This is a genomic window from Inquilinus sp. 2KB_23 (assembly GCF_052115705.1).
GTDB lineage: Bacteria > Pseudomonadota > Alphaproteobacteria > DSM-16000 > Inquilinaceae > Inquilinus > Inquilinus ginsengisoli_A.
In genome coordinates this window covers 186,016-209,785 of sequence record NZ_JBFRHF010000002.1, presented here as the reverse complement: position 1 = coordinate 209,785, position 23,770 = coordinate 186,016, and the positions used below count along the sequence as shown (strand labels likewise).

General features: G+C 69.2%; 17 protein-coding genes. 7 read left to right on the top strand and 10 right to left on the bottom strand.

Features of this window, described 5'->3' with window-relative positions; genetic code table 11:
* Positions 1–7: 7 nt before the first annotated feature.
* Both AB4112_RS03195 and AB4112_RS03190 read left to right on the top strand, forming a co-directional pair.
* Positions 8–1,096: an Ldh family oxidoreductase gene (locus AB4112_RS03195; RefSeq protein ID WP_441717046.1), complete on the top strand. Its 1,089-nt coding sequence runs from the start codon at positions 8–10 to the stop codon at positions 1,094–1,096.
* 37 nt (positions 1,097–1,133) lie between these two features.
* Positions 1,134–1,949: a sugar phosphate isomerase/epimerase family protein gene (locus tag AB4112_RS03190; RefSeq protein ID WP_441717045.1), complete on the top strand. Its 816-nt coding sequence runs from the start codon at positions 1,134–1,136 to the stop codon at positions 1,947–1,949.
* 18 nt (positions 1,950–1,967) lie between these two features.
* Here the strand turns inward: AB4112_RS03190 and glgB are convergent, their stop codons facing one another.
* The 4 genes from glgB to AB4112_RS03170 form a co-directional block, all read right to left on the bottom strand.
* Complete coding sequence (glgB, locus tag AB4112_RS03185; RefSeq protein WP_441717044.1) at positions 1,968–4,172, bottom strand: 1,4-alpha-glucan branching protein GlgB; 2,205 nt, start codon at positions 4,170–4,172, stop codon at positions 1,968–1,970.
* The gene (gene treS / locus AB4112_RS03180; protein WP_441717043.1) at positions 4,165–7,452 is read right to left on the bottom strand and encodes a maltose alpha-D-glucosyltransferase; all 3,288 of its coding nucleotides are present in this window, start codon (positions 7,450–7,452) and stop codon (positions 4,165–4,167) included. The genes glgB and treS overlap by 8 nt, the downstream gene beginning before the upstream one ends.
* 2 nt (positions 7,453–7,454) lie before the next feature.
* Positions 7,455–10,505 (bottom strand): alpha-1,4-glucan--maltose-1-phosphate maltosyltransferase, encoded by a 3,051-nt coding sequence (locus AB4112_RS03175; RefSeq protein WP_441717042.1) that lies wholly within the window; start codon positions 10,503–10,505, stop codon positions 7,455–7,457.
* Between the two features lie 300 nt (positions 10,506–10,805).
* Positions 10,806–11,186: a response regulator gene (locus AB4112_RS03170; RefSeq protein ID WP_309795382.1), complete on the bottom strand. Its 381-nt coding sequence runs from the start codon at positions 11,184–11,186 to the stop codon at positions 10,806–10,808.
* A 184-nt stretch (positions 11,187–11,370) separates the two neighbouring features.
* Here AB4112_RS03170 and AB4112_RS03165 point away from each other — a divergent pair, with 184 nt between their 5' ends.
* The 3 genes from AB4112_RS03165 (at position 11,371) to AB4112_RS03155 (ending at position 16,905) form a co-directional block, all read left to right on the top strand.
* Entirely contained in the window at positions 11,371–15,732 is a 4,362-nt protein-coding gene (locus tag AB4112_RS03165) for a chemotaxis protein CheB (RefSeq protein WP_441717041.1), read from the top strand.
* 194 nt (positions 15,733–15,926) lie between these two features.
* A complete protein-coding gene (locus tag AB4112_RS03160) occupies positions 15,927–16,097 on the top strand; it encodes a DUF3309 family protein (RefSeq protein ID WP_309795386.1) in 171 nt (56 codons plus the stop codon).
* 223 nt (positions 16,098–16,320) lie between these two features.
* Positions 16,321–16,905 carry an RNA polymerase sigma factor gene (locus tag AB4112_RS03155; protein ID WP_441717040.1) on the top strand — a complete coding sequence of 195 codons (585 nt, stop codon included), beginning with the start codon at positions 16,321–16,323 and terminating at the stop codon, positions 16,903–16,905.
* Here the strand turns inward: AB4112_RS03155 and AB4112_RS03150 are convergent.
* Positions 16,835–17,146, bottom strand: coding sequence for a hypothetical protein (locus AB4112_RS03150; protein WP_441717039.1), 312 nt, complete (start codon positions 17,144–17,146; stop codon positions 16,835–16,837). The two genes, AB4112_RS03155 and AB4112_RS03150, sit on opposite strands and share 71 nt — an antisense overlap.
* Positions 17,147–17,361: 215 nt before the next feature.
* On the bottom strand, positions 17,362–17,787 hold the full coding sequence (locus AB4112_RS03145; RefSeq protein ID WP_309795392.1) for an organic hydroperoxide resistance protein: 426 nt from the start codon (positions 17,785–17,787) through the stop codon (positions 17,362–17,364).
* Between the two features lie 437 nt (positions 17,788–18,224).
* On the opposite strand from AB4112_RS03145, the gene AB4112_RS03140 reads away from it, so the two are divergent.
* Positions 18,225–18,548, top strand: coding sequence for a hypothetical protein (locus tag AB4112_RS03140; protein ID WP_309795394.1), 324 nt, complete (start codon positions 18,225–18,227; stop codon positions 18,546–18,548).
* Between the two features lie 174 nt (positions 18,549–18,722).
* Here AB4112_RS03140 and AB4112_RS03135 read toward each other — a convergent pair whose 3' ends face one another.
* From AB4112_RS03135 to AB4112_RS03120, 4 genes are all read right to left on the bottom strand, one after another.
* Positions 18,723–19,106: a response regulator transcription factor gene (locus AB4112_RS03135; protein ID WP_309795396.1), complete on the bottom strand. Its 384-nt coding sequence runs from the start codon at positions 19,104–19,106 to the stop codon at positions 18,723–18,725.
* 123 nt (positions 19,107–19,229) lie between these two features.
* Positions 19,230–19,862, bottom strand: a complete 633-nt coding sequence (locus tag AB4112_RS03130) for a response regulator transcription factor (protein WP_441717038.1) — start codon at positions 19,860–19,862, stop codon at positions 19,230–19,232.
* Positions 19,859–21,496 carry a sensor histidine kinase gene (locus AB4112_RS03125; RefSeq protein WP_441717037.1) on the bottom strand — a complete coding sequence of 546 codons (1,638 nt, stop codon included), beginning with the start codon at positions 21,494–21,496 and terminating at the stop codon, positions 19,859–19,861. Before AB4112_RS03125 ends, AB4112_RS03130 begins: the two co-directional genes overlap by 4 nt.
* Positions 21,497–21,606: 110 nt before the next feature.
* On the bottom strand, positions 21,607–22,560 hold the full coding sequence (locus AB4112_RS03120) for an AEC family transporter (protein ID WP_441717036.1): 954 nt from the start codon (positions 22,558–22,560) through the stop codon (positions 21,607–21,609).
* 391 nt (positions 22,561–22,951) lie between these two features.
* On the opposite strand from AB4112_RS03120, the gene AB4112_RS03115 reads away from it, so the two are divergent.
* Positions 22,952–23,746, top strand: coding sequence for an alpha/beta hydrolase (locus AB4112_RS03115; RefSeq protein ID WP_441717035.1), 795 nt, complete (start codon positions 22,952–22,954; stop codon positions 23,744–23,746).
* Positions 23,747–23,770 lie beyond the last annotated feature (24 nt).

Below are 23,770 nucleotides of genomic sequence, written 5' to 3'. Positions count from 1 at the left end.
GACGATCATGCTGATCCATCACGAAACGCTGGCCGGTCTGGTCGGCGACATCTTTGCCGCCCAGGGCTGCAGCGCCGCCGAGAGTCGGCGGATCGCGGAATACCTGGTCGCCGCGAACCTGACCGGCCATGACAGCCACGGCGTCATCCGGGTGCCGCGCTATGTCGGCATGCTGGCCAAGGACGAGGTCCGGCGCGACGTCACGGTGCAGCTGCTGACCGACACGCCGTCCTTCGCGCTGGTCGACGGCCAGTACGGCTTCGGCCAGACGGTGGGGCCGCAGGCGGTGCAGCTGGGCATCGCCAAGGCGCGGCAGGCCGGCGTCGCGGTCATCGGCCTGCGCCATGCCGGCCATCTCGGCCGCATCGGCGAATGGGCGGAGATGGCGGCGGACGCCGGGCTGTGCTCGATCCACTTCGTCAACGTCGCCGGCAGCGAGCTGGTCGCCCCCTTCGGCGGGGTCGAACGGCGCTTCTCCACCGCGCCCTTCGCCGCCGGCTTCCTGGTGCCCGGCCGGGCCCCGGTGATCCTGGACTTCGCCACCTCGCTGGTCGCCGAGGGCAAGGTGCTGGTGGCGTCGAACGGCGGTAAGACGCTGCCCGAAGGCAGCCTGATCGAGCCGGATGGCCGCCTCAGCAACGACCCCGAAACGCTCTATGGCCCGATCGGCGACGGCAGCCCGCGCAGCGCCCAGAACGGCCTCGGCGCCATCCGCGCCTTCGGCGAGCACAAGGGATCCGGGCTGGCGCTGATCTGCGAACTGGTCGCCGGGGCGCTGACCGGGTCGGGCTGCGCCGGCCCCGGGCCGCGCCCGTTCTCCAACGGCATGTTCTCGATCTACATGTCGCCCGACCATTTCGGGTCGCCGGACGATCTGGCCACCGAGACCCGGCGCTACATCGACTATTTCAAGGCCTGCCGGCCCGCCGTGCCCGGCGATGAGGTCCTGCTGCCCGGCGAGCCCGAGGCGCGGCGGCGCGCCGAACGCGTCGCCGCCGGCGTCCCGCTCACCGACGAGGTGTGGCGCAGCCTCGGCGCGGTGGCGCAGGCCTGCGGCCTCGATGCGGGCCGCTACTCCCCGATCCCGGCGGGCTGATCCCAGCGCGCCGACCCCCGCGCCTTCTGGAGGAATGATGGCCGAGCCGATCCTGACCGTGTTCACCAAGCCCTGGACCGACGCCCTGCCGGCGCTTGCCGACAGGGTGGCGGGGCTCGGCCTCCAGGGCGTCGAGCTGCCGGTGCGGCCCGGCTACCAGGTGACGCCCGAGACGGCGGCCGCCGGGCTGCCCGCCGCCGCGCGCACCTTCGCCGAGCGGGGCCTGGAGATCCGCAGCATCGCCGGGTCGATCGACGAGGCCACCATCGCCGCCTGCGGCGAGGCCAGGGTGCCGATCATCCGCATCTGCGTCGCGATCGACCCGGCGGTCGGCTTCCGCGCCACGGTCGAGGATTACCGCCGCCGCTTCGACGCCCTGGTCCCGGCGCTGGAGCGCCATGGCGTGGCGATCGGCGTGCAGAACCATTCCGGCGCCCAGATCGGCAGCGCCGCCGGCGTGCTGCACCTGATCGAGAAATACGATCCGAAGCATGTCTGCGCCGTGCTGGACATGGCGCATTGCGGCGTGGCCGGCGAGCCGACGGCCCTGGCGGTCGACATCCTGGCCGACCGGATGCGCGGCCTGGCCAACTTCAAGAGCGCCTATCACCGCCGCGTCAACGGGCCGGAGGACGAGGCGGTCTACAAGGTGCATTGGACCACGCACCGGCACGCCGGCTATTCCTGGCGCGAATTCGTTCAGTGCCTGCGGAAGGTCGGCTTCTCCGGCGCCTACTGCCTGCCCGCCGAATACAGCCATCCCAGCGGCAAGGGCCAGCGCATGGGTGACGACGCGGTCGCCTTCCTGCGCGACGACATCGCCTTCCTGCGGACCCTGCTGGCAGAGGCCTAGAAGGGGCCAAATCGCCGATCAGCCTCGCACGGGGCAGAGCATCACCGTGCTCAACGGGGGTAGGTCAAGGGCCAGAGATGCAGGCTGCCCGCCTGCGGGCGCGTCGATCGCGACGATCTGGCTGCCTTCCCCCAGGCCACCGCCTCCGTAGACCCGCGCATCGGTGTTGACGATTTCGTGCCACGGCCCGGAGAGCGGCACCCCGATCCGATAGTCCGGCCTGGCGACCGGGGTGAAGTTGCATACGACCAGGACCGGCCGGTCGCCGGACCGCCCGTAGCGGAGATAGGCGAAGACGCTGGCCTCGGCGTCGCCGGCGACGGTCCAGCCGAAGCCGGACGGCGAGCTGTCCTCGACGTGCAGGGCCGGCTCGCCGCAATAGACCCGGTTGAGGTCCCGGACCAGCCGCTGCAGCCCGCGATGCAGCGGGTCGTCGAGCAGGTCCCAGTCGAGCTGGGTGTCGTGGTTCCACTCCCGCTCCTGGCCGAATTCGCCGCCCATGAACAGCAGCTTCTTGCCCGGCGAGCTCCACATGAAGCCGAAATAGGCCCGGAGATTGGCGAAGCGCTGCGAGGTGCCGCCGGGCATGCGGCCGAGCAGCGAGCCTTTGCCGTAGACGACCTCGTCATGCGACAGCGGCAGCACGAAGCGTTCGGAGAAGGCATAGAGCAGGCCGAAGGTCATCGCGTTGTGGTGGTGTTTGCGGTGGATCGGGTCCTGTTCCATGTAGCCGAGCGTGTCGTGCATCCAGCCCATGTTCCATTTATAGGAGAAACCGAGCCCGCCCTCCGAGACCGGCGCCGTCACGCCGGGCCAGGCCGTCGATTCCTCGGCGATCACGATGGCGCCGGGGCAGCGATCGGCCACCATGGCGTTCAGGCGACGCAGGAATTCGATGGCTTCCAGGTTCTCGCGCCCGCCATGGGCGTTGGGGATCCACTCGCCGGCCTTGCGGCTGTAGTCGCGGTACAGCATCGAGGCGACGGCATCCACCCGCAGTCCGTCGACGTGATAGCGGTCCAGCCACTCCAGGGCGCTGGCCAGCAGGAAGCCGACCACCTCGGCCCGGCCGAGATTGTAGATCCAGGTGTTCCAGTCGGGATGGAAGCCCTCGCGCGGATCCTCATGCTCGTACAGCGCGGTGCCGTCGAACCGGAGCAGGCCATGCGCATCCCCGGGGAAATGCGCCGGCACCCAGTCGACCAGCACGCCGACACCGGCGGCGTGGCAGGCATTGACGAAGCGCGCGAAGCCCTCCGGCGGGCCGAAGCGGGCGGTGGGGGCGAAGAGGCCGAGCGGCTGGTAGCCCCAGCTGCCGCTGAACGGATGTTCCGCCACCGGCATCAGCTCGACATGGGTGAAGCCCATGCCGGCGACATAGGGGATCAGGCGCTCGGTCAGCCCGTCCCAGTCCAGCACGTCGCTGCCGTCGCGCATCCAGGACCCGGCATGCATCTCGTAGATCGACAGCGGTGCGGACGGCGCCTGCCGGGCCGCCCGGCCCTGCATCCAGTCGTCGTCGGTCCAGCGCAGGGGGAACGGGCTCGGCACCACGGACGCCGTGCGGGGCGGCAGTTCGGTCTCGCGCGCCACCGGGTCGGCCCGCTGCGGCGGCACCTGGCCGTCACGGTCCACCACCTCGTATTTGTACAGGGCGCCATCGGCGATGCGCGGGATGAACAGCTCCCAGATGCCGCCGTGATGGCGCAGCCGCATCGGGTGGCGCCGGCCATCCCAGCTGTTGAACTCGCCGACCACCGAGACGCGCCGCGCATTCGGCGCCCAGACGGTGAAGCGCGTGCCGGCGACCCCGTCCATCGTTGTCGGCCGGCTGCCCAGGCCCTGCCGCACGGCTTCGGGGTCGCCGCCGGCCAGGCCGCGCAGATCGTCGTCCGTCAGCACCAGGCCGAAGGTGTAGGGGTCCTCGGTCTCCTCCACCACGCCGCTCGGCCAGGTGATGCGCAGCAGATAGGGCTCCGCCCGCCCGATGGCCCCGGCGAACACGCCGGCCGAATGAATCAGCTCGAGGGTCGCCAGGAGGCGGCGGTCCGACCGGGCCAGCACCTCCACGGTCGCCGCATTGGGCAGGCAGGTGCGGACCATGGTGGTCGGACCATCGGGGTGGGCCCCGAGCAGCGCGAAGGGATCGCCGTGGCGCCCATGGGCGAGGGCATCGAGGGCGCCGGCGTCGACATCGGTCGGCGGCATCATCAGATCAGGCATCGGATACGACCTTGCTGTCGGCATCGAGGCGGGCCATCAGCGTCGCCAGTCCGCGGACCGGCAAGCCGATCCAGCTGGGGCGGTTGGCGGCCTCGTAGCGGATTTCGTAGGCGGCCTTCTGCAGGGAGAACAGGTCGATCAAGGCCTGCTCCTGCTCGGGCGTGGCCCAGGGATGGGGCGCGTCGCGCGCCGTCGCCTGGTAGGCATCGAGGAAGGCGGCGCCGGCCTGCGACCGGAACTGCTGCAGCAGGTCGGCCCGGCGGGCCTGAACCCCATCGGGAAGGGTGTCCCGGGTGGTGTCGTCGACCGAGGCCGCGGCATAGTCGATCGACCGCAGCAGGCCCGCGACATCGCGCAGCGGGCTCGACTTGCGCCGGCGCTCCTCGATCGCCCGGGCAGGCTCGCCCTCGAAATCGATCAGATAGGCATCGCCCTGGGCCACCAGCACCTGGCCGAGGTGGAAGTCGCCATGGATCCGGGTCTGCAGCGACCCCCGTCCGTCCGCGGCCAGCCGTTTCACCAGCCGCGCCAGGGTGTCGCCACCGGCGAGCAGGGAGTCCGCCGCCTGCTTGGTCTCCGCGTCCGGCCAGTCGCGCATCGCCGCGACGGTCGCGATCGCGCCGTCGAGTTCGAGCCGGGTCTCCTCGACCCAGGAATCGGCCACATCGGCATCCACCCGTTCGGGGGCGAAGGCCGGATCATCGGTCGGGGCGGCCAGGATGGCGTGGATCTCGGCCAGGCGCCGGCCGATCGCCGCGACGAAGCCCAACGGGTCGGCGAAGCCGTCCGTGGCGTCCGCTTCGGTCAGGGCCAGCTCGTCCACGCTGCGGCGGATGCGCTCCAGGCTCCAGCTCCAGCCGTCGCCTTCGTTGCGGACGAAGCCCTGGACGATCACCAGGGTCTGGGGCTGCCCGTCGGCGTCGGTCTGCACCACCTCGCCGAACAAGGGCGCGATGGCGGCGGCGCCGTGGTCGGTGAGGTAGCGGCCCATTTCGGCTTCGGGGTGGATGCCGGTCCGGATGCGGCGCATCACCTTCAGCACCAGCGCCTCGCCGAGGATCAGAGAGCTGTTCGACTGCTCCGTTGCCAGCCAGCGGATCTCGACGTCTTCGGGCAGGTCGAGATCCGCCATCCGGGAGGTCGGCAGGAACCGGATCTCGCCGCCGCCGACCGGGACGGTGCGGCCCTGGCGCAAACCGTCGACGATCCCGAGCGGCAGGCCGCGCAGGGAAAAGGCATCGGTCAGGAAGCCGACACGGCGGCCGCGCCGGACCCGCGCCAGCGCCAGCTGTTGCTGCAGCGCCGGCAGGCCGCTCTCCTCCCAGGCGATGCCCAGCGGAATCTGATAGCGGTCGGTCTTGCCGCCCGCGGTCGCCTCGACCTGGACCAGCATCAGGTCGGTCCCGGGCACCGGCGTGGCGCCGGCGATCCGGACCTGGTCGATCTTCTGGTCCTTTGCCGCGAACCAGCGCCGCATCGGCAGATAGGCCGGCAGGCTTTCGGCTTCCAGCAGCTGTCGCGACACCGGCGCCAGGATGTCGGCCAGGCCGTCCCGCAGCACCAGCGTGACATATTCCGGCATCTGCTCCGGCGGGGCCTGGTGCCAGTTCGGGGTTTCGGCATCGGCCCGCAGCTGGAACCAGTAGAAGCCATAGGGCGGCAGGGTCAGCAGATAGGTCAGCTGGCCGATCGGCGGGAACACGGTGTCCCCCGTCATCTCGACCGGCGAATGGCCCTCATAGGCCGACAGGTCCAGCTCCACCGGCTGCGGCGCGCGCGACAGGTTGGCGATGCACAGGATGCTCTCGCCGTCGAGTTCGCGCAGATAGGCCAGGATCTTGCGGTTGCCGGGATAGAGCAGGCGGAAGCTGCCGCGGCCGAAGGCCCGGTGCTGTCCGCGCAGGGCCAGCATCCGCCGCATCCAGTTCAGCAGCGAATGCGGGTCGCGGCCCTGGGATTCGGCGTTGACCGCCGAGAACCCGTACAGCGGGTCCATGATCGCCGGCAGGACCAGGCTTTCCGGATCGGCGCGGGAGAAGCCGCCATTGCGGTCCGGCGACCATTGCATCGGCGTGCGGACGCCGTCGCGGTCGCCGAGGTGGATGTTGTCGCCCATGCCCAGTTCGTCACCGTAGTACAGGACCGGCGTGCCCGGCATCGACAGCAGCAGGCTCTGCATCAGCTCGATGCGGCGGCGGTCGCGCTGCAGCAGCGGAGCCAGGCGGCGGCGGATGCCGAGATTGATCCGGGCGCGCCGGTCGGCGGCATAGGTCTCCCACAGGAAGTCGCGCTCGCTGTCGGTCACCATCTCGAGCGTCAGCTCGTCATGGTTGCGCAGGAAGATTGCCCATTGGCAGTTCTCGGGGATGTCGGGCGTCTGCCGTAGGATGTCGGTGATCGGGAACCGGTCCTCCCGCGCGATCGCCATGTACATCCGCGGCATCAGCGGGAAATGGAACGCCATGTGGCATTCGTCGCCCTGGCCGAAATACTCCTGCGTGTCCTCCGGCCATTGGTTGGCCTCGGCCAGCAGCAGCCGGCCAGGGAAATGCGCGTCGAGATAGCCGCGGATCTGCTTCAGCACCGCATGGGTCTCCGGCAGGTTCTCATTCGACGTGCCCTCGCGCTCGATCAGGTAGGGAATGGCGTCGAGCCGAAGGCCGTCGACGCCCATTTCCAGCCAGAACCGCATGACGCGCAGCACCGATTTCAGCACCCGCGGATTGTCGAAGTTCAGATCCGGCTGGTGCGAATAGAAGCGGTGCCAGAAATAGGCGCCGGCCACCGGGTCCCAGGTCCAGTTCGACTTCTCGGTGTCGCAGAAGATCACCCGCGTGCCGGCATAGGCCTGGTCGGTGTCGGACCAGACGTAATACTGGCGCGCCGCCGATCCCGGCTTGGCCCGGCGCGCCCGTTCGAACCACGGGTGCTGGTCCGAGGTGTGGTTGATCACCAGTTCGGTGATCACCCGCAGGCCGCGGCGATGCGCCTCGGCGATGAAGCGCTTGGCATCGGCCATGTCGCCGAAATCGGGATGCACCTCGGTGTAGGCGGCGATGTCGTAGCCGTCATCCAGCCGCGGCGAGGGGTAGAACGGCAGCAGCCACAGCGTGTTGACGCCCAGGGCGGCGATGTAGTCGAGCTTGGCGATCAGGCCCTTGAAGTCGCCGATGCCGTCATCGTTGGAATCGAAGAACGACTTCACATGCAGCTGGTAGATGACCGCGTCCTTGTACCAGGTCGGGTCGTCGAAGGTCGGGGCGGACGGGTGGTGTCCCAATGTCAGACCTCCTGGGCCGGCTGGATGCGCCAAATGGCGAAAGGTGAATCGGCGGGGTCGAGGCGGATGTGCTGGACCTTGCCGTGCCAGGCGAAGCGCTCGCCGCGCATCAGGTCCTCCGCCGCCATCACGGCGTCGTCGGGCAGCCCCCATTCCCACAACGGGATCTCGATATCGGCGTCCTGCGCCCGGTGCGGGTCGAGGTTGATCGCCACCAGGACGGTGTTGCCGCGATCGGGCGTCGCCTTGGCGAAATAGAGGATGCTGTCGTTCGAGGCTTTGTAGAAGGTCAGGCCGAGATGGCTCTGCAGCGCGGGATTGGCGTGCCGGATCCGGTTCAGCCGGGTGATCTCGGCGACGATGTTGCCGGGCCGGTCCAGGTCCCAGGCGCGCAGCTGGTACTTCTCGCTGTCGAGGTACTCCTCCTTGCCCGGCACCGCCTGGGCCTCGCACAGCTCGAAGCCGTTATACATCCCCCAAAGGCCCGACAGGGTGGTGGCCAGCGCGGCGCGGATCAGGAAGCCCGGACGGCCGGAGGTCTGCAGGAACAGCGGGTTGATATCCGGCGTGTTGACGAAGAAGTGCGGCCGGAAGAAATCCCGCGGCGCCGCCGTGGTCAGTTCGGTCAGGTAGCTGGTCAGCTCCGCCTTGGTGTTGCGCCAGGTGAAGTAGGTGTAGGACTGGGAGAAGCCGACCTTCGCCAGGCGGTACATCACCTTCGGCCGGGTGAAGGCCTCCGCCAGGAAGACGACGCCCGGGTCGCGGCCGCGGATGTCGGCGATCAGCCACTCCCAGAACGGGAACGGCTTGGTGTGGGGATTGTCGACCCGGAACAGCCGCACGCCCTCGCCGACCCAGAAGGCGACGATGTCGCGCAGGGTCCGCCACAGCGCGGGCATCGCGTCGTCCGCGTAGAAGTCGACATTGACGATGTCCTCGTACTTCTTCGGCGGATTCTCGGCGTAGCGGATCGACCCGTCGGGGCGCCAGCCGAACCAGCCGGGATGGTCGCGCAGCCAGGGATGGTCGGGCGCGCACTGGATGGCGAAATCGAGCGCCAGCTCCAGCCCGTGCTCCGCCGCGGCATCGCGCAGCCGGCGGAAATCCGCGATGGTGCCGAGCTCGGGATGGATCGCGTCGTGGCCACCCTCGGCCGCGCCGATGGCATAGGGGCTGCCGGGATCGTCCGGACCCGGCGTCAGGCTGTTGTTGCGGCCCTTGCGGTTCTTGCGGCCGATCGGATGGATCGGCGGGAAGTACAGCACGTCGAATCCCATCGCCCGGATCGCCGGCAGGCGGGTGATGACATCGTCGAAGGTGCCATGCCGGCCCGGCTCTCGGCTTTGCGACCGCGGGAACAGCTCGTACCAGCTGGCGAAGCCCGCAGCCCTGCGCTCGGCATCCACCGGCTGCGCCGGGTCCTGGCGGACCGCGAAGGGACGCTGGTCCGCGCTGGCCATCAGCGCCGCGGTTTCTGGGGCCAGCAGCAGGTCCAGCCGGCCTGTCGCCGTCGCGGCGATCCGCGCCAGCAGGGCATCGAGTTCGGCCCGGATCGATCCCCGGGCGGCACCCCGTGCCTGTTCGACCAGCAGGCGCCCCTCCTCGATCTCGACCGAGAGGTCGAGCCGCGCCGCGTGCTTCTTGCGCAGCTCGTACAGGAAGGTGCCGAACACGTCGCGCCAGGCTTCGACGGCGAAGACATACCGGCCGATCCGCTCAAGCGGGAATTCCGCGGCCCAGCGGTCGTTGCCCAGCGGCGCCATGCGCTGTTCGCGCCAGGCGCGCTCATCCGCCGGGCGCCACAGCAGGGCGACGGCGGTCACGTCGTGGCCATCGGCAATCACGTCGGCCTCGACCCGCACAGCCTCGCCGGCGATGCGCTTGACCGGGAAGCGCGGTTCACCGGCGGAGGGGGTTACCGCCTCGATGGCAAGACGCGGTGCCCGGACCGCACGTTCCAGGGCCTGTTCGGGCAACCGCGCGACCGGCGCCGCGCGGCGCGCGGTCAGCACCCGCGTCTCGCCGGCGTCGAGCGTGATCGGCCGGGCGCTGTCCAGCCCCGGCGCCGCATCGGGCGGCTTCGCCGTGAACGGCCCGAACTCGCCGCCGATGGCGCGGAGGATCGGCGACGGCAGGACCCGGGCCGGCTGCCGCAGGTTCTCGTTGACCAGGATCAGGTCGCCGGTCTCCGACGCCGGGATCGCGGTGCGGAACAGCGCCAGAACCGGCTCCCCCGGGCCGCTGAGGACTCGTGTGGCCATCGAGCCCCCGGCGCCGCCGTGCGGCGTCGCCATGGTCGCCGCGATCTCGTCGGACAGGTCGAAGGGCGCGGTCTGCTGCGCCCAGCGGAATTCCGACACGGCGTCGGCCGCCGGTCCTCGATGCGCGGGCTCCCGCGCCGCCACTTCGAACCCCATCGGGACCAGAAGGCCATCCCCCGCCGCCGCCGCCAGCCGCAGCGCCCGCAGGGAGGCCCGGCGCAGGAGCGGCGTGTGGCGGATGCGGCCGGCGAGGCGCGGGCCGAACGGCCGCTCGGGATAGGCCATCGTCGGCAGCCTTGTGGGTTCGGCCTGCGTGAGCGATGCCCGCTGCCATGTCTCCAGCGCGCCGGCCGGGCCGAGGCAGGCGTCGAAGCCGGCGTCGCGGATCGCTGCCTGATCGGCCCCGACATCCGTCCAGGCCAGGAAGCGGCACTCCCCGCCGCTCGACCGGGTGCGTGCGATGACATCAGCCCAGCGCGGAGCCTCCTCTCCGACGCTGACGGCGAAGCCGCTGATGCCGGCTCCCACCAGGGCCGTCAGATCAAGCGGAAGATCGACCGCGGCCTGCGGATCGAAAGCGGTCTGCCGATCCGGTGTCGGGACACGGCGCGGATCCGGAACGGCGTCATCTGCGGCGATTCCGGCGGATGGAGCGGAGACGAGGTCGAGGATGATGCGAAGCTGATGGCGCCGACAGATCTCGGCGATCGGACCGAGAACGGCCTCGCCCGCCTGGGACAGGGTCTTGAGGGACTCTCCGGACACCGGGAAGACCACGTGCCCGAATCCCATGGCCGCCACCTTCGACAGGTGCTCGGCGGCGAATTTGGCAGGAAACGTCTCGGGGGACGCCTGAACATAGTACAGGTGTCCGCTGAAGCCGGTGGATAGCCGCATAGACCGATTGCCTGTCTTTGAAAAACGAGCGCGTTGAGCCGTGACGCGAAGGCGCCGCCGGAGCGTCAGATGCCCAGCGGGACGTCCGCGCAGACATCAGGCTGGATGCCCGATCTGCTTTCCTATTTCCCGGAACAGGAGGGCGCCGACGGAAGTTCCGAAATCTGTGCCGATCGCCGCTATCCCGCGGCCAGCCTATTGCGGCAGGCTCGCCACGGCACCGAGCGCGCGTTGGATGGCGAGGGCCAGGTCGGCTTCGCGGAACGGCTTCTGCATCACCACCGCGTCCGGCCGGAGCGCCTGGACCTTCGACGGGTCGCCGCTGACGAACACATGCGGGACGGGGCCGGCGCGGAGAATCCTCTCGACGGCCGCGACACCGCTGCCGTCGCCCAGCCGGACATCGACGATCATCAGGTCCGGCCGGCACCGGAGGGCGGCGGCCACCGCATCCTCCTCGGTGGCTTCGATCGCGCAGACCTCGTAGCCCATGCCCTCGAGCACCTCGGCCAGCAGCACGGCGATGATGGCCTCGTCCTCGACGAGCAGGATGCGGAGCGCTGCCGTTTGGGTCATGTCGCCTCCGGCACTGCCTCGGTTCGCCCAGATGTACGATCATAGCCGGCGAGACAGCGCCCGAGGCAGGTTCGGAAACTACCCAGGCCGGCTGTCCCAGCCCCCGCATCGCCGCCGCGACGCGGGTGTGATAGCATCGCATCGGTCCTCCCGACGGGAGGCAACCCCATGAGACTCATGCAACATGCCGGGAAGCCGTCCGCATCGGGCCGGCGCGGCGCGGCCGCGACCGAGCCGACGCACCCCGTCGCCGCCCTCCGGGGATTTCCCGGTTGTCGGCATCGGCGCCTCCGCGGGCGGCCTCGAGGCCTGCCGGAAGCTGGTGGACGGCCTGCCCGCCGCGACCGGCATGGCCTTCATCCTGGTCCAGCATCTCGATCCGTCCCATGAAAGCATGATGGTGGACCTGCTGGCCGGCCACACGGCGATGACCGTGCGGCAGGCCGCTGAAGGGATGCCGATCGAGCGCGACCACCTCTACGTCATCCCCCCGGGAAGCTACCTGTCGGTGGGCGGCGGCGCCCTGCACCTTTCGCGCCCGCAAGCGCGTCGCGGCGCCCGCCTGCCCTTCGACTTCCTGCTGCACTCGCTGGCCGAGGCCTATGGTTCGCGCGCCATCTGCGTGATCCTGTCGGGAACCGGGGCCGATGGCAGCCTCGGGCTGAAGGCGGTGAAGGCGAAGTCCGGGCTCGTGATCGCGCAGGACCCCGATGAGGCCGGCTATGACGGCATGCCGCGAAGTGCGATCATGACCGGCGCGGTCGATCTGGTCCTGCCGGTGGGCGAGATCCCCGGTGCGCTCGCCAAACACGGCCGGAGAGCCGGCCCGATCCGTCAACGCAATGCTTCGGCGCCGCAGGACACGCCACAGGCCTGGCTGCCGCGGATCATCGATCTGCTGCGGACCGAGACCGCCTATGACTTCACGCTCTACAAGCCGGGGACGCTGCAGCGCCGGATGGAACGGCGCATGGCGATGGCGGCGATCGAGCCCGCCGACATGGGGCGGTATCTCGAGATCCTGCAGGGCGACCCCCGCGAGCTCGATCTTCTGGCCAAGGACCTGCTGATCAACGTCACCGGCTTCTTCCGGGATCCCAAGGTGTTCGATCTCCTGGCGGAGAAGATCATTCCCGACCTGGTCGCCAACCAGTCGCCCGACCACCCGCTGCGCATCTGGATCGCCGGCTGCAGCACGGGCGAAGAGACCTATTCCTTCGCCATGCTGTTCCGCGAGGCGATCACGGCGGCGAGGCGCAACGTCAAGCTGCAGGTCTTCGCCTCCGACGTCGATCCCGACGCCGTCGCCAGGGCACGCGAGGGCTTCTATCCGGACACGATCGCAGCGGATGTGCCGGCGGACAGGCTGACCCGCTTCTTCTCGAAGGAGGATCACGGCTACCGGGTGACGCCCGAGCTGCGCGCGTCGGTCGTCTTCACGGTCCAGGACGTGCTGGCCGACCCGCCATTCTCGCGCCTCGACCTGGTGTCATGCCGGAACCTGCTGATCTACCTGCGCCCCGAGGCGCAGGCGAAGGTGATCTCACTGTTCCATTTCGCGCTGCGGGAGGGCGGCATCCTGCTGCTCGGCAGCTCCGAGACGATCGGGGACCTCGGCGGACGCTTCGATGTGATCTCCAAGCCGGAACGGCTGTATCGGCACATCGGCCGCAGCCGGCCGGGCGATCTCGGCTTTTCCGCGGGGGGCGGCGACGGCGTTCGCGTCCCCGCGCGCCCGGGACAGGGCCCGGCGCCGTCGCGCCAGGCCGTCCTCGCCGAGCTGTGCCGGCGCCTGGTGATGGACGCCTACGCGCCGGCGGCGGTTCTGATCAACCGCAAGCATGAGTGCCTCTATTCCCTGGGGCCGATCGACCGCTATCTGCACATGGCGCCGGGCCACCCGACGCACGATCTGCTGGCGATGGCGCGGGAGGGCATGCGCACCAAGCTCCGCGCGGCGATCCAGCGGGCCGGCCATGAGAATGCGCGCATCGTCGTCGCTGGCGGCCGGACCGACGGAGATGGCCATCCGGCTTCGTTCAGCATCGCCGTGCAGCCGGTCTCGAACGACGGCGAGGAGCTGCTGCTGATCTGCTTCATCGACGAGCCGAAGCCGGAGCGTGGGGCAGGGCGCCGGGCCCTCCCGGGACACGGCCCGCGCGTCGCCGAGCTCGAGCAGGAGCTCGCCGCCACCAGGGCGGAGCTGGAGGGCGCCATCCGCAACCTCGAGATCTCGACCGAGGAGCAGAAGGCGATCAACGAAGAAGCCTTGTCCGTCAACGAGGAATACCAGTCGACGAATGAGGAGCTGATCACCTCGAAGGAGGAGCTGCAGTCGCTGAACGAGGAGCTGACCGCCCTGAACAGCCAGCTCCAGGAAACGCTGGAGCGGCAGCGCACGACCTCCAATGACCTGCAGAACGTGTTGTACAGTACCGATGTCGCGACGATCTTCCTCGACACCGACCTCAACATCCGCTTCTTCACCCCCGCCACCCGATCGCTGTTCAGCGTCATCCCCGGCGACGTCGGCCGGCCGCTCGCCGACCTCAACTCGCTGGCGGCCGACAGCGCCCTGCTGACCGATGCGCGGACGGTGCTGCAGGCCCTCGCGCCGATCGAGCGGGAGATCGAGGCGCAGAGCGGCGCCTGGTATGTCCGCCGCATCCTGCCCTACCGCACCCAGGACAACGGGGTCGAGGGCGTCGTCATCACCTTCGCCGACATCACCGAGCGCCGGCACACGGCGGATGCGCTGGAGGCGGCCAAGCGGCAGGCAGAGCTGGCGACCGTCGCCAAGTCGCGTTTCCTCGCCGCCGCCAGCCACGACCTCCGCCAGCCGCTGCAGACGCTGGCCCTGCTGCAGGGGCTGCTGGCGAAGAGCGTCGACGGGGAAAAGGGGCGGAAGCTGGTTGCCCGGTTCGACGAGACGCTGGGCGCCATGACCGGCATGCTGAACGCGCTGCTCGACATCAACCAGATCGAGGCCGGGACCGTCCGCGCCGAGAGGGTCCATTTTCCGGTCAACGACCTGCTCGACCGGCTGAAGGACGAATTCACCTATCATGCGCAAGCCCAGCGGCTCGCCTTGCATGTCGTCCCGTGCGGCCTTTCGATCGACACCGATCCGCGCCTGCTGGAGCAGATGATCCGCAACCTGCTGTCAAACGCCCTGAAGTACACCCGGCAGGGCAAGGTGCTGCTGGGCTGCCGCCGGCGCGAGGGGATGCTGAGCATCGAGATCTGGGACACCGGCGTCGGCATCCCGGGCGGGGAGTTGCAGGCGATCTTCGAGGAGTACCATCAGCTCGACAACGCCGCGCGCGAACGGAGCCGCGGCCTCGGCCTCGGCCTGTCCATCGTGCAGCGCCTGGGAGGCCTGCTGGGCCATCGGGTGCGCGTCAGCTCCCAGCCGGGCAAGGGCTCGGTCTTCGCCATCGAGATCATGCTGCCGCAGAGTGACCGGCCGCGCGAGCACCGCCGCCAGGACCGCGATGGCGGGATCGCCGAAAGCGCCCACCGTACTGGTGCGATCCTGGTGGTCGAGGACGATCCCGAGGTGCGCGGGCTCCTCGACCTTCTGCTGAAGGACGAGGGCCACCGCGCGGCGACGGCGTCGGACGGCGTCGCCGCGCTGGACCTGGTGGCGCGGGGGGTGGTCCGGCCGGACCTCATCCTCGCGGACTACAATCTGCCGGGCGGCATGGACGGGCTCGAGGTCACCGCCAAGCTGCGGGAAAGGCTTGGCCGCCAGGTCCCGGTCATCATCCTGACCGGCGACATCTCGACCGGCACCTTGCGCCACATCGCCCGCCAGGACTGCATGCAGCTCAACAAGCCGGTGAAGCTCAAGGAGCTGACGCAGGCCATCCAGCGCCTGCTGGCGGCATCGCCCCCCGCAGCATCCCCGCACGCTGCAAGCCCCGCCAACGGGACCGGTGACCGGGGCGAGCCGGTCATCTTCGTCGTCGACGACGACGGCCATGTTAGGGACGGCATGCGCAGCGTGCTGGAAGACGACGGCCGGATGGTCGAGGACTACGCGTCCTGCGAGGCCTTCCTCGAAGCCTATCGCCCGGGCCGCGCGGCTTGCCTCCTGGTCGATGCCTATCTGCCCGGGATGAACGGGCTCGAGCTGCTGCAGCGGCTGAGGGCTGCCGGCCACCGGCTGCCGGCCATCATGATCACCGGCAACAGCGACGTGTCGATGGCGGTCCAGGCCATGAAGGCCGGCGCCTCGGACTTCATCGAGAAGCCGGTCGGCCGCGGCGACCTGCTGGCCGGCGTCGAGCGCGCCCTCGAGCAGTCGCGCGACACCAACAAGCTGGCCGCCTGGCGCGAGGCCGCGGCCGACCATGTCGCCGGGCTGACGGCCCGCCAGCGCCAGATCATGGGGCTGGTCGTCGCCGGCCATCCCAGCAAGAACATCGCGGCGGATCTTGGCATCAGCCAGCGCACGGTCGAGAACCATCGCGCCGCGATCATGAAGAAGACGGATTCGAAGTCCCTGCCGGCACTGGCGCGGCTGGCGCTGGCCGCCGCCTAGACGGGGGCGGACGAGCCGCCCGTCTGACCTGCCGTCCCGGCCGCGCGGGATTGAGTAGTTTCCGATCCTGCCGATATGATTGCCCGCCCGCTATGCTCGTGACAATCGGAAGCAAGACCATCGGAGACGCGCCCAAGAACCGGCGTCGCTCCCGGCTCTTGCCCGACGATCAAAGTCCAGTGAGGCGACAGACCATGAGCACGATTGTCATTATCCTTATCTTGATCCTGCTGTTCGGCGGCGGCGGCTACTATGCCCATGGTCGCTATGGCGGGGCGGGCCTCGGCGGCGTGCTCGGGCTGGTCGTCCTCGTTCTCGTGGTGCTGTGGCTGCTCGGCGGCCTCGGCGGCATGGGCAGGATCTAGCCCACCCGGACGTTCGTCCTAGCGACGGACATGAGTAGTTTCCGAGTCTGGCGGCCTGGTTTCGCTGCCGATTAGGCTGCGTCTGGGTCTCCCGATCCCTGGACTGCCGGCAGCCGGCCCTTCGGGCGCCGGCGGCGGGTGCAGTTTCGATACGAACGCGAACCGGACATCGCCGACGGCATCGTCGTCACCCCGTCGCGTTCGAACCTGCAAGGATGCTCCCATGTCGGCTATCTCCGCCGCGACAGAGCGCCAGTTCCTGACGACTGTCGCTCCCTGCATCCCCGACCTCCGCCGCTTCGCCATCACCCTGACGCGAAACCACGCCGACGCCGACGACCTGCTGCAGGACACGCTGTTCCGGGCGGTGCGCAAGCTGCATCTCTGGCAGCCCGGCAGCAACATGATCGCCTGGCTCGCCGTGATGATGCGCCGGCTCTACCTCTCGAAATTCGTCGGCAACAAGCACAGCCGGGCCCAAACCATCCCGATCGACGACTGGGACGGCAGCACGCCGGCGACGCAGATGCAGAGGATCGAGGTGACCGAGGTGGCGGCGCGCTGGCGGACGCTGTCGAAGGACCACCGGGATATCCTGTCCATCGTGGCGGTCTGGGGCGCCTCCTACGAGGAGGCTTCGGCCCATCTGCAGATCCCGACGGGGACGATCCGATCCCGGCTGGCCCGGGCCCGGGGCCATCTGCGGCAGGAGCCCGAGCCGGTGCGCCAGGCGGTCCTCAAACCAGGCGTCCGATCGCGATCGCCTGGTCCGAGCCGTCCACCAGGTCCATCAATCCGGACGGGTTGAAGTCGCAGCCCACATCCGCGAGCAGGTCCATGGCGAGTGTGCAGGCGATCGCGCTCTTCTCGTTGTCTGACAGTGGATCCGCCGCGCTCATCATCATCTGACGCAGCCACGTCGCCAATTCCACCGGGGATAGTCTCCCGGCGCGAACCTGATACAGCAGGGCTTGCGTCAGATGGGCTGCGGATTCGAACTCCGCCTGGCCTTCGGCCGCTGGGCTTTGAGGTGGCGAGGGGTGTTCCATCGGTTCAGGGATAACGGACCCGAACAAAAGCCTGTTCCAAATTTAATGTTCCGTCGCGGCTTTATTATGCGAGCCGCAGAGAATACGGCAGACGCATCGATGGATATTCGATTTCCAGGAAATCAATCTGGGGTGAAGGACTTTGCGGGTATTTGCCGCCGGGACGGGGAGGGGATCGCCCTCCCTTGCTCGTAACGGCGCGGCGGGGCCGGGCATCAGTCGACCGCGATGGTCTTGGCCACGTCGACATTGCCCCGGATCGCGTTGGAGTACGGGCAGATGGCATCGGCGGCGCGGACCAGCGCGTCCGCCGTCTGCCGGTCGACGCCGCGGATCGCGATGGCGAGCGCGACGGACAGCACGAAGGCGTCGGCCGGGCTGCGGCTCAGGCCGACCTCGGCGACGACCCGGACGTCGTCATCGCCGAAGCGATGGCCCGCCTGCCGCGCCACCCGCAGGAGGGCGTTCTCGAAGCAGGCGGCGTAGCCGCCGGCGAACAGCTGCTCCGGGTTGGTGGCGCCGCCCTTGCCGCCCAGGGACTGCGGCATGGCGAGCTCGAGGTCGAGCAGGCCGTCGTCGCTGCGGATCCATCCCTGGCGGCCGCCGGCCGCGGTGACCCTGGTCGAATACAGCACCGTCATCGCTTGCGTCTCCGTTCGACCGGCGTCCCGTCGGGGGCTGTGGCTGCCGACGCGGCGCCTCGATTGTTTGAGCATCGGGAGTGGTCTCCGGACCCCCCGGAAGGAGCGTCGCCGGGACCACGACATGACGGTACGGCGCTCCCGGCCCGCCCACCATCGGACAAGGGGCTGCCGAGACCCTGCATTCCGGTCGACGGTCAGAGACTTTGGTATAGGGCAGAGGTCGGACCGGCAGGGATCGAGATGCGGCCGCCGCCGTCATTGCGTCTGAGGTGATTGCGTCTGGCCATCCAAGACCAAGGTATAGGTTGGCCCAACAAACGTAGGGCCTCACAGTCCCCAGGCATGATGGAGCGGCACGGCGCTTCGACCTTAGCCTCTGATCGACGATCGGGTGATCGCGTGTCGTCTGGCCGATGCTGGAGAGGAGGCAAACCATGGGTCCCGCGCAGAAGACCAATATCGGCCTGCCGCATCCGTCCGCCGTTTTCGACGGCGGCCCCATGGACGGCCGGGCCGTCGCACCGGTGGAGGGGAGAGGCCTGACGGCGGCGATCTGTGGTCTCGCCACGCTGGGCCTGGCCCTGGTGCTCGGCTTCTCGATCGCGTCCAGCGCAGCGAACGCGCCGGCCGATGGCGGGATGAGGCCTGTCTATATCGTCACCCGCCCACCGCCCCGGGACATGGTGCCCACCATGGTCGCCGGGGAGGATCCCTTCAGGATGGCCGGCTGCATCGCCACGGCGGCAGCGGGGCGTTGAAGCCGCAGCGGATGCCGGACGGGCCGTGCTCCGGGGCGTGGCCGGCCCCGCGCCCTTGCGTCGATCGCCCACCTGAACGCGCGGTCCCGGGCGCATCGCCCCCACCTCGGTCTCCTGCCGTCCGAACGCGCGGTCTAACCGCAAAGGGATCCCGTCGCTGCGCGTCTTGCGGGGTCAGCCCTGCCGGGCTGACTCGTGGAGCGCCGAGGCCAGGCACCCGATCAACACCTCTGCGTCGACCGGCTTCGCGAGGAAGCTGTGCGCGCCACCCGCCATCGCCTTCGATCGCGTCGCCTCGTCGGTGTACGAGGTCATGAAGATCATCGGGGAGGGCTTGCCCTGCGCGTTCAACCGCGCCTGGAGGTCGAGGCCGGTCATGCCCCCCATGCGGATGTCGACGACCATGCAGCCCACCGCGGAGCGCCCCGGGAACGCGAGGAAGTCCTCGGCCGAGACGAACAGCAGGGGCCGGTAGCCCAGCGAGACGATGAGGTCTTCCAGCGCCTCGCGGATGGCCGGATCGTCGTCGATGACAGCGATAACGGGGGGATGGGACACGATACCTCGGCGGACAACAACGGGACTGTGACCCGCCTGTCCTGGATAGCCGAGGGCTCGCTGGACGGATACCATACATAGGTGCAGGACGAAGCGGCTGTCCGTCCAGGCCAAGTCAAGGCATCAACGCGCCAGCAATTCCGCCTTCCGCACCAAGTCGGCGACCGACCGGACCTCCATCTTCCGCATGACGTTTCCCCGGTGCAGCTTGACCGTGATCTCGCTGATGCCGAGAAGGCCGGCGATCTGTTTGTTCATGAGCCCCTTCACGACCGCGGCCATGACTTCCGTCTCGCGCGGGGTCAGGGTGGCGGCTTGCGCGGCGACCTCCTTCGCTGCGACTGCTTCCTGGCGCTGCGCCATGTCCTTGTCGATGGCGGCGGCCACGGCGTCCAGCATGTCCTGATCGCGGAAGGGCTTGGTCAGAAAGTCCATCGCCCCGGCCTTCATCGCCCGAACCGTCATCGGAACGTCCCCGTGGCCGGTCATGAAGATGATCGGCCGGGTGTTGCGGTTGCGCACCAGCTGGGCCTGCAGATCCAGCCCGCTCAGCCCCGGCAGGCGGACGTCGAGAATCAGGCAGCCGGGCCGGTCGGTGGGGGCGGCGTCGAGCAGGTCTCTGGTCGAACCGAAGCACCGGGATTCGATCCCGACCGAGCGCAGCAGGTCCGTCAGCGCCTCCCGGATAGCCTCGTCGTCGTCGACGATGAAGACGAGGGGAGCGGCGGCGGATGCCGCTGCGACTGGTGTTTTCATGATGTTTGTGCGGCGTCCTGATCCGCCGGCAGCGCGAACTCGAACACCGCCCCTCCCTGCTCGTGATTCCTGGCCGTCAATCGTCCGCCATATGTCTCGATCGTCGAGCGGCAGATCGCAAGCCCCATTCCCATGCCGCCCCGCTTCGTCGTGAAGAACGGCTCGAACAGCCGGGCGTGGACGTCGTCGGGAATGCCCCCGCCGCGATCCTGGATCACGACGCGCACCTCCGGCGCATCGGGCGCGGCGGGACCGTCGACGCTGACCGTGAGTTCGCGCGCGGCGGCCTGCATTTCGGCCATGGCGTGGATGCCGTTGGTCATGAGGTTGATCAGCACCTGCTGCAGCGCCACGCGATCGGCCCTGATCGGCGGGACCGACATCGCGAACTGTGTCACCACCCGCGTGGCATGGGCATTCAGTTCGGCCTCCAGCAGATGGACCGTCTCCTCGACCACCTCGCGCAGATCGATCATCTCGTCGCTACGCTGATCCCGCACCAGTTGCCCGCGCGTGCGCTGCACGATCTCGGCAGCCCGCCGGCCGTCCCGGGCCGTCCGCTCCGCGGCCCGCATCGCGGCTTCGACATCGGGCGGGTCCTTGCCGAGCCAGCGCAGGCAGGTCTGGGCGTTCATCACGACGGCGCCGAGCGGCTGGTTGAGCTCATGGGCGATCGAGGCCGACAGCGCGCCGACGGTCGCCGCCCGCGAGGCCCGGGCCAGCTCGGCCTGGGCCGCGAGCTGCGTCTGCTGGATCTGCTCGTGCTGGGTAATGTCCGTCATGGCGACCACCACGCGGCCGAATTCGTCCGCCTCGTCGGGGAACGAGATGCCGAGGAGGACGGTCACGACCTGTCCGCCCGCGGTGATCAGATTCGCTCTCCCTTCGAACCGGCTTCTGCCGTCAGCCATGGCCGCCAGGACCGCCAGGAAGGCGGGATCGTCGGCCGGAAGGAAGCGCTCGAGCGAACCCTGCGCCTGGGATGGCGACGACAGCCGCAGCAACTCGGCCGTGGCGTCGTTGACATGCAAGGTGGTGATCCGGCGGGCACAGTCCCGAGAGAAGGCCGGATGCTCACGGGCATAGGCATCGAGATCCCGCACGCCTTGCTGCCGCAGTGTCGTGAGCAAGTCCCTGACCTGCGAGAAATCCTGCTCCCACAGGGAGATCCGGGCTTGCTCGAAGATCGACCGGTACCGCTTCTCGCTGCGCGCCAGGGCGGTGTTCGCTTCCATCAGGGACTGTTTCGACGCCTGGTCGCGAAGCAGCAGGGCGCCGGTGATCGCGATCGCGGCCAGCGAGATTCCAAAACGGAGCGTGGCCGAGACATCCGCATCCAGGCCGTGGGTTGTAAGGAAAGAGAGAACCGTGAGGCCCGCGCAGGCCAGCGCCAGCAGGGCGATGCCGCGCCGCGAGAACGTGTCGGCGGCAAGGAGCATCACAAGCACGTAGAGAACGGCGATGGCGCCCCTGACGTCGGTGAAGGTGTCGACGACAAAGACGGCTGAACCCAACAGAAGCGCCAGGAGGCGGTGCCAGCGGCGCCGGGTGGACACGATCCGCCGGCTGGGCCCGCAAGCGCCCCCCGGCTCGGGATCGGCTATCAAAGGCGTCTCTGCGGCGTCGCGGCTCATCGAGAGTGGCAATCCGTGGGGCAATAGGCTTTGTCAGAATGGGCGGGCACAACCTGACGCGAGTGCTCGCCAACCGTCAAGCCGCGTGCCGCGTGCCGCGTGCCGTCAGCTTACCCGGGAAACAGTACGGCAATGGCGATCGCCATCGTGATGATGCTGAACACGGTGCTGGCGATGACCATGGATCCCGCCGTGGCCGAGTCCAGGCGGTAGTTCACGGCGAACAGGATGCCGAAGAACCCTGACGGCACTGCCGCCAGCAGAATGGCCACCTTCGCGGTTTCGGCCGGGACCGGCAGGATGAATACGACCAGCGCGGTCAGCAGCGGCCGGATGATGTCGGCCGCCGCGGTCGCCCTGACGACCTTCCAGTCCAGCCGGAAGGACTGGCCCGACAGGACCAGGCCGGTGAGGAACAGCGCGACGCCGGCGGCAGCATGCCCGATCAGCAGCAGGCAGGCATCGACGACGGGGCCGAGCCTCACCTCCGACAGCGAGAGCGCGATGCCGAGCACGGGCGCCAGGACCACGGGCTTGGTCAGCGCTCGGCGCAGGGCCCCAAGGATCCGCGCGGTCATCGGCCCGGCGGCACCGCCATCCTTCCCCCCATTGATTTCGAGGAGGATCAGCGTGAGCGGGCTGACGAGGATCGAGCCGGCCGCCAGGGTGACGGCGACCGGGACGACTCCGGTGGGGCCGAGCACCGCAGACACGATGGGAAGCCCGACACCTGCGAGGTTCGGAAAGGCGATCGTCAGGGCCTGGAGCGCAGCATCCTCCTTGCCGATCTTGGAAGAGGCGTGCTGGCGGACGTACCATGCCAGGTACAGCAGCAGCATCACCCCGCCGGAGATCGCGAAGAGCGGCGCCTGCGCCAGCATCTCGCTGCGCGACGCGGATGCCGTCGCCGCGAACACGGAGGCCGGCAGGGCGAAGTCCATCACCAGCTTGTTCAGGCTGTCGACCTGATGGTTTTCGACGATGTGCATGCGTCCGGCGGCATAGCCGAGCCCCATCACAAAGAACACCGGCGCCAGCGCCAGCAGGATTGCGTCGGACAACATGGAACGGCCTCCTCTTGCGGATGACGGACGATGCGCAGGCCCGTCGCCGCGCAGACCGTCCACGTCATCGCTCAAGGCTAGGGGCGAAGCCGCATGCCGCTCCATCGCACGTTGGATCGTCGCTGCTCCGTGTTCGTAGGGCCGAGCCTATACCTAGGTCTCGGGCGCGATTTCGAACCGGCCCTCTTTGCCTGCCTGCCGGGAGCGATGAACCAGTCCTCGGCCCTATACCAAAGTCTCTGACCGTCGACCGGAATGCAGGGCCTCGGCAGCCCCCCTGTCCAATGGAGGGCGGGCCGGGAGCGCCGTACCGTCATGTCGTGGTCCCGGCGACGCTCCTTCCGGGGGGTTCGGAGACCACTCCCGATGCTCGAACAATCGAGGTGGCCTCATGTCTCCGCTCCACAGCAAGCGCATCCTCCTGCTGGCATCCCTGCTGGCCTCCGTCGCTCCCGCGGTCGCGTCGGCCGCCCCCGCCGCGCCGATCAAGAACATCGTGCTGGTCCACGGCGCCTGGGTCGACGCGTCCGGCTGGAAGCCGGTCTACGACATCCTGACCAAGGATGGCTTCCACGTGACCATGGTGCAGCAGCCGCTGACCAGCCTGGCGGACGACGTCGCCGCCACCAGGCGGGTCCTCGCCGAGCAGGACGGCCCCACCGTCCTGGTGGCCCACAGCTATGGCGGCTCGATCATCACCGAGGCCGGCGAGGACCCGCATGTCGCGGCCCTGGTCTATGTCGCGGCCCATGCGCCGGATGTCGGCGAGGACGAGGCCGCCCTCGGCAAGACCATGCCCAGCGTCACCCAACAGACGCCCGGTGCGGTGGTGAAGACGGCGGACGGCTACACCTCTCTGCGGCCGGACCTCTTCCCCTCCCATTTCGCGGCCGACCTGCCGCTCGACCAGGCGACGTTCGAGGCGCAGTCCCAGGTCCCGACCGCGGCCGCGGTCTTCAGCGCACCGATGACCGCCGCGGCCTGGAAGACCAAGCCGAGCTGGGGCATCGTCGCCGCCGCCGACAAGATCATCAACCCGGATCTCGAGCGCTTCTACTACCAGCGCGCCCACAGCCACGTCACCGTCCTCCAGGGCGCCAGCCACTCGGTCTACGAATCCCGCCCCAACGAGGTCGCCGCCGTCATCGAGGACGCCGCTCGGCATGCGGGCGACGCGACCAACTGAGGCCACGAGAAGCGGCGTCGTCGC

Bases quoted from the DNA above. Each gene is read 5' to 3' on its own strand.
- AB4112_RS03160 (WP_309795386.1), top strand. From the start codon at position 15,927: ATGAGCACGATTGTCATTATCCTTATCTTGATCCTGCTGTTCGGCGGC.
- AB4112_RS03165 (WP_441717041.1), top strand. From the start codon at position 11,371: ATGCCGGGAAGCCGTCCGCATCGGGCCGGCGCGGCGCGGCCGCGACCG.
- glgB (WP_441717044.1), bottom strand. From the start codon at position 4,172: ATGCCTGATCTGATGATGCCGCCGACCGATGTCGACGCCGGCGCCCTC.
- AB4112_RS03115 (WP_441717035.1), top strand. From the start codon at position 22,952: ATGTCTCCGCTCCACAGCAAGCGCATCCTCCTGCTGGCATCCCTGCTG.
- AB4112_RS03130 (WP_441717038.1), bottom strand. From the start codon at position 19,862: ATGAAAACACCAGTCGCAGCGGCATCCGCCGCCGCTCCCCTCGTCTTC.
- AB4112_RS03145 (WP_309795392.1), bottom strand. From the start codon at position 17,787: ATGACGGTGCTGTATTCGACCAGGGTCACCGCGGCCGGCGGCCGCCAG.
- AB4112_RS03140 (WP_309795394.1), top strand. From the start codon at position 18,225: ATGGGTCCCGCGCAGAAGACCAATATCGGCCTGCCGCATCCGTCCGCC.
- AB4112_RS03190 (WP_441717045.1), top strand. From the start codon at position 1,134: ATGGCCGAGCCGATCCTGACCGTGTTCACCAAGCCCTGGACCGACGCC.
- AB4112_RS03120 (WP_441717036.1), bottom strand. From the start codon at position 22,560: ATGTTGTCCGACGCAATCCTGCTGGCGCTGGCGCCGGTGTTCTTTGTG.
- AB4112_RS03150 (WP_441717039.1), bottom strand. From the start codon at position 17,146: ATGGAACACCCCTCGCCACCTCAAAGCCCAGCGGCCGAAGGCCAGGCG.
- AB4112_RS03125 (WP_441717037.1), bottom strand. From the start codon at position 21,496: ATGAGCCGCGACGCCGCAGAGACGCCTTTGATAGCCGATCCCGAGCCG.
- AB4112_RS03170 (WP_309795382.1), bottom strand. From the start codon at position 11,186: ATGACCCAAACGGCAGCGCTCCGCATCCTGCTCGTCGAGGACGAGGCC.
- AB4112_RS03195 (WP_441717046.1), top strand. From the start codon at position 8: ATGCTGATCCATCACGAAACGCTGGCCGGTCTGGTCGGCGACATCTTT.
- AB4112_RS03175 (WP_441717042.1), bottom strand. From the start codon at position 10,505: ATGGGATTCGGGCACGTGGTCTTCCCGGTGTCCGGAGAGTCCCTCAAG.
- AB4112_RS03155 (WP_441717040.1), top strand. From the start codon at position 16,321: ATGTCGGCTATCTCCGCCGCGACAGAGCGCCAGTTCCTGACGACTGTC.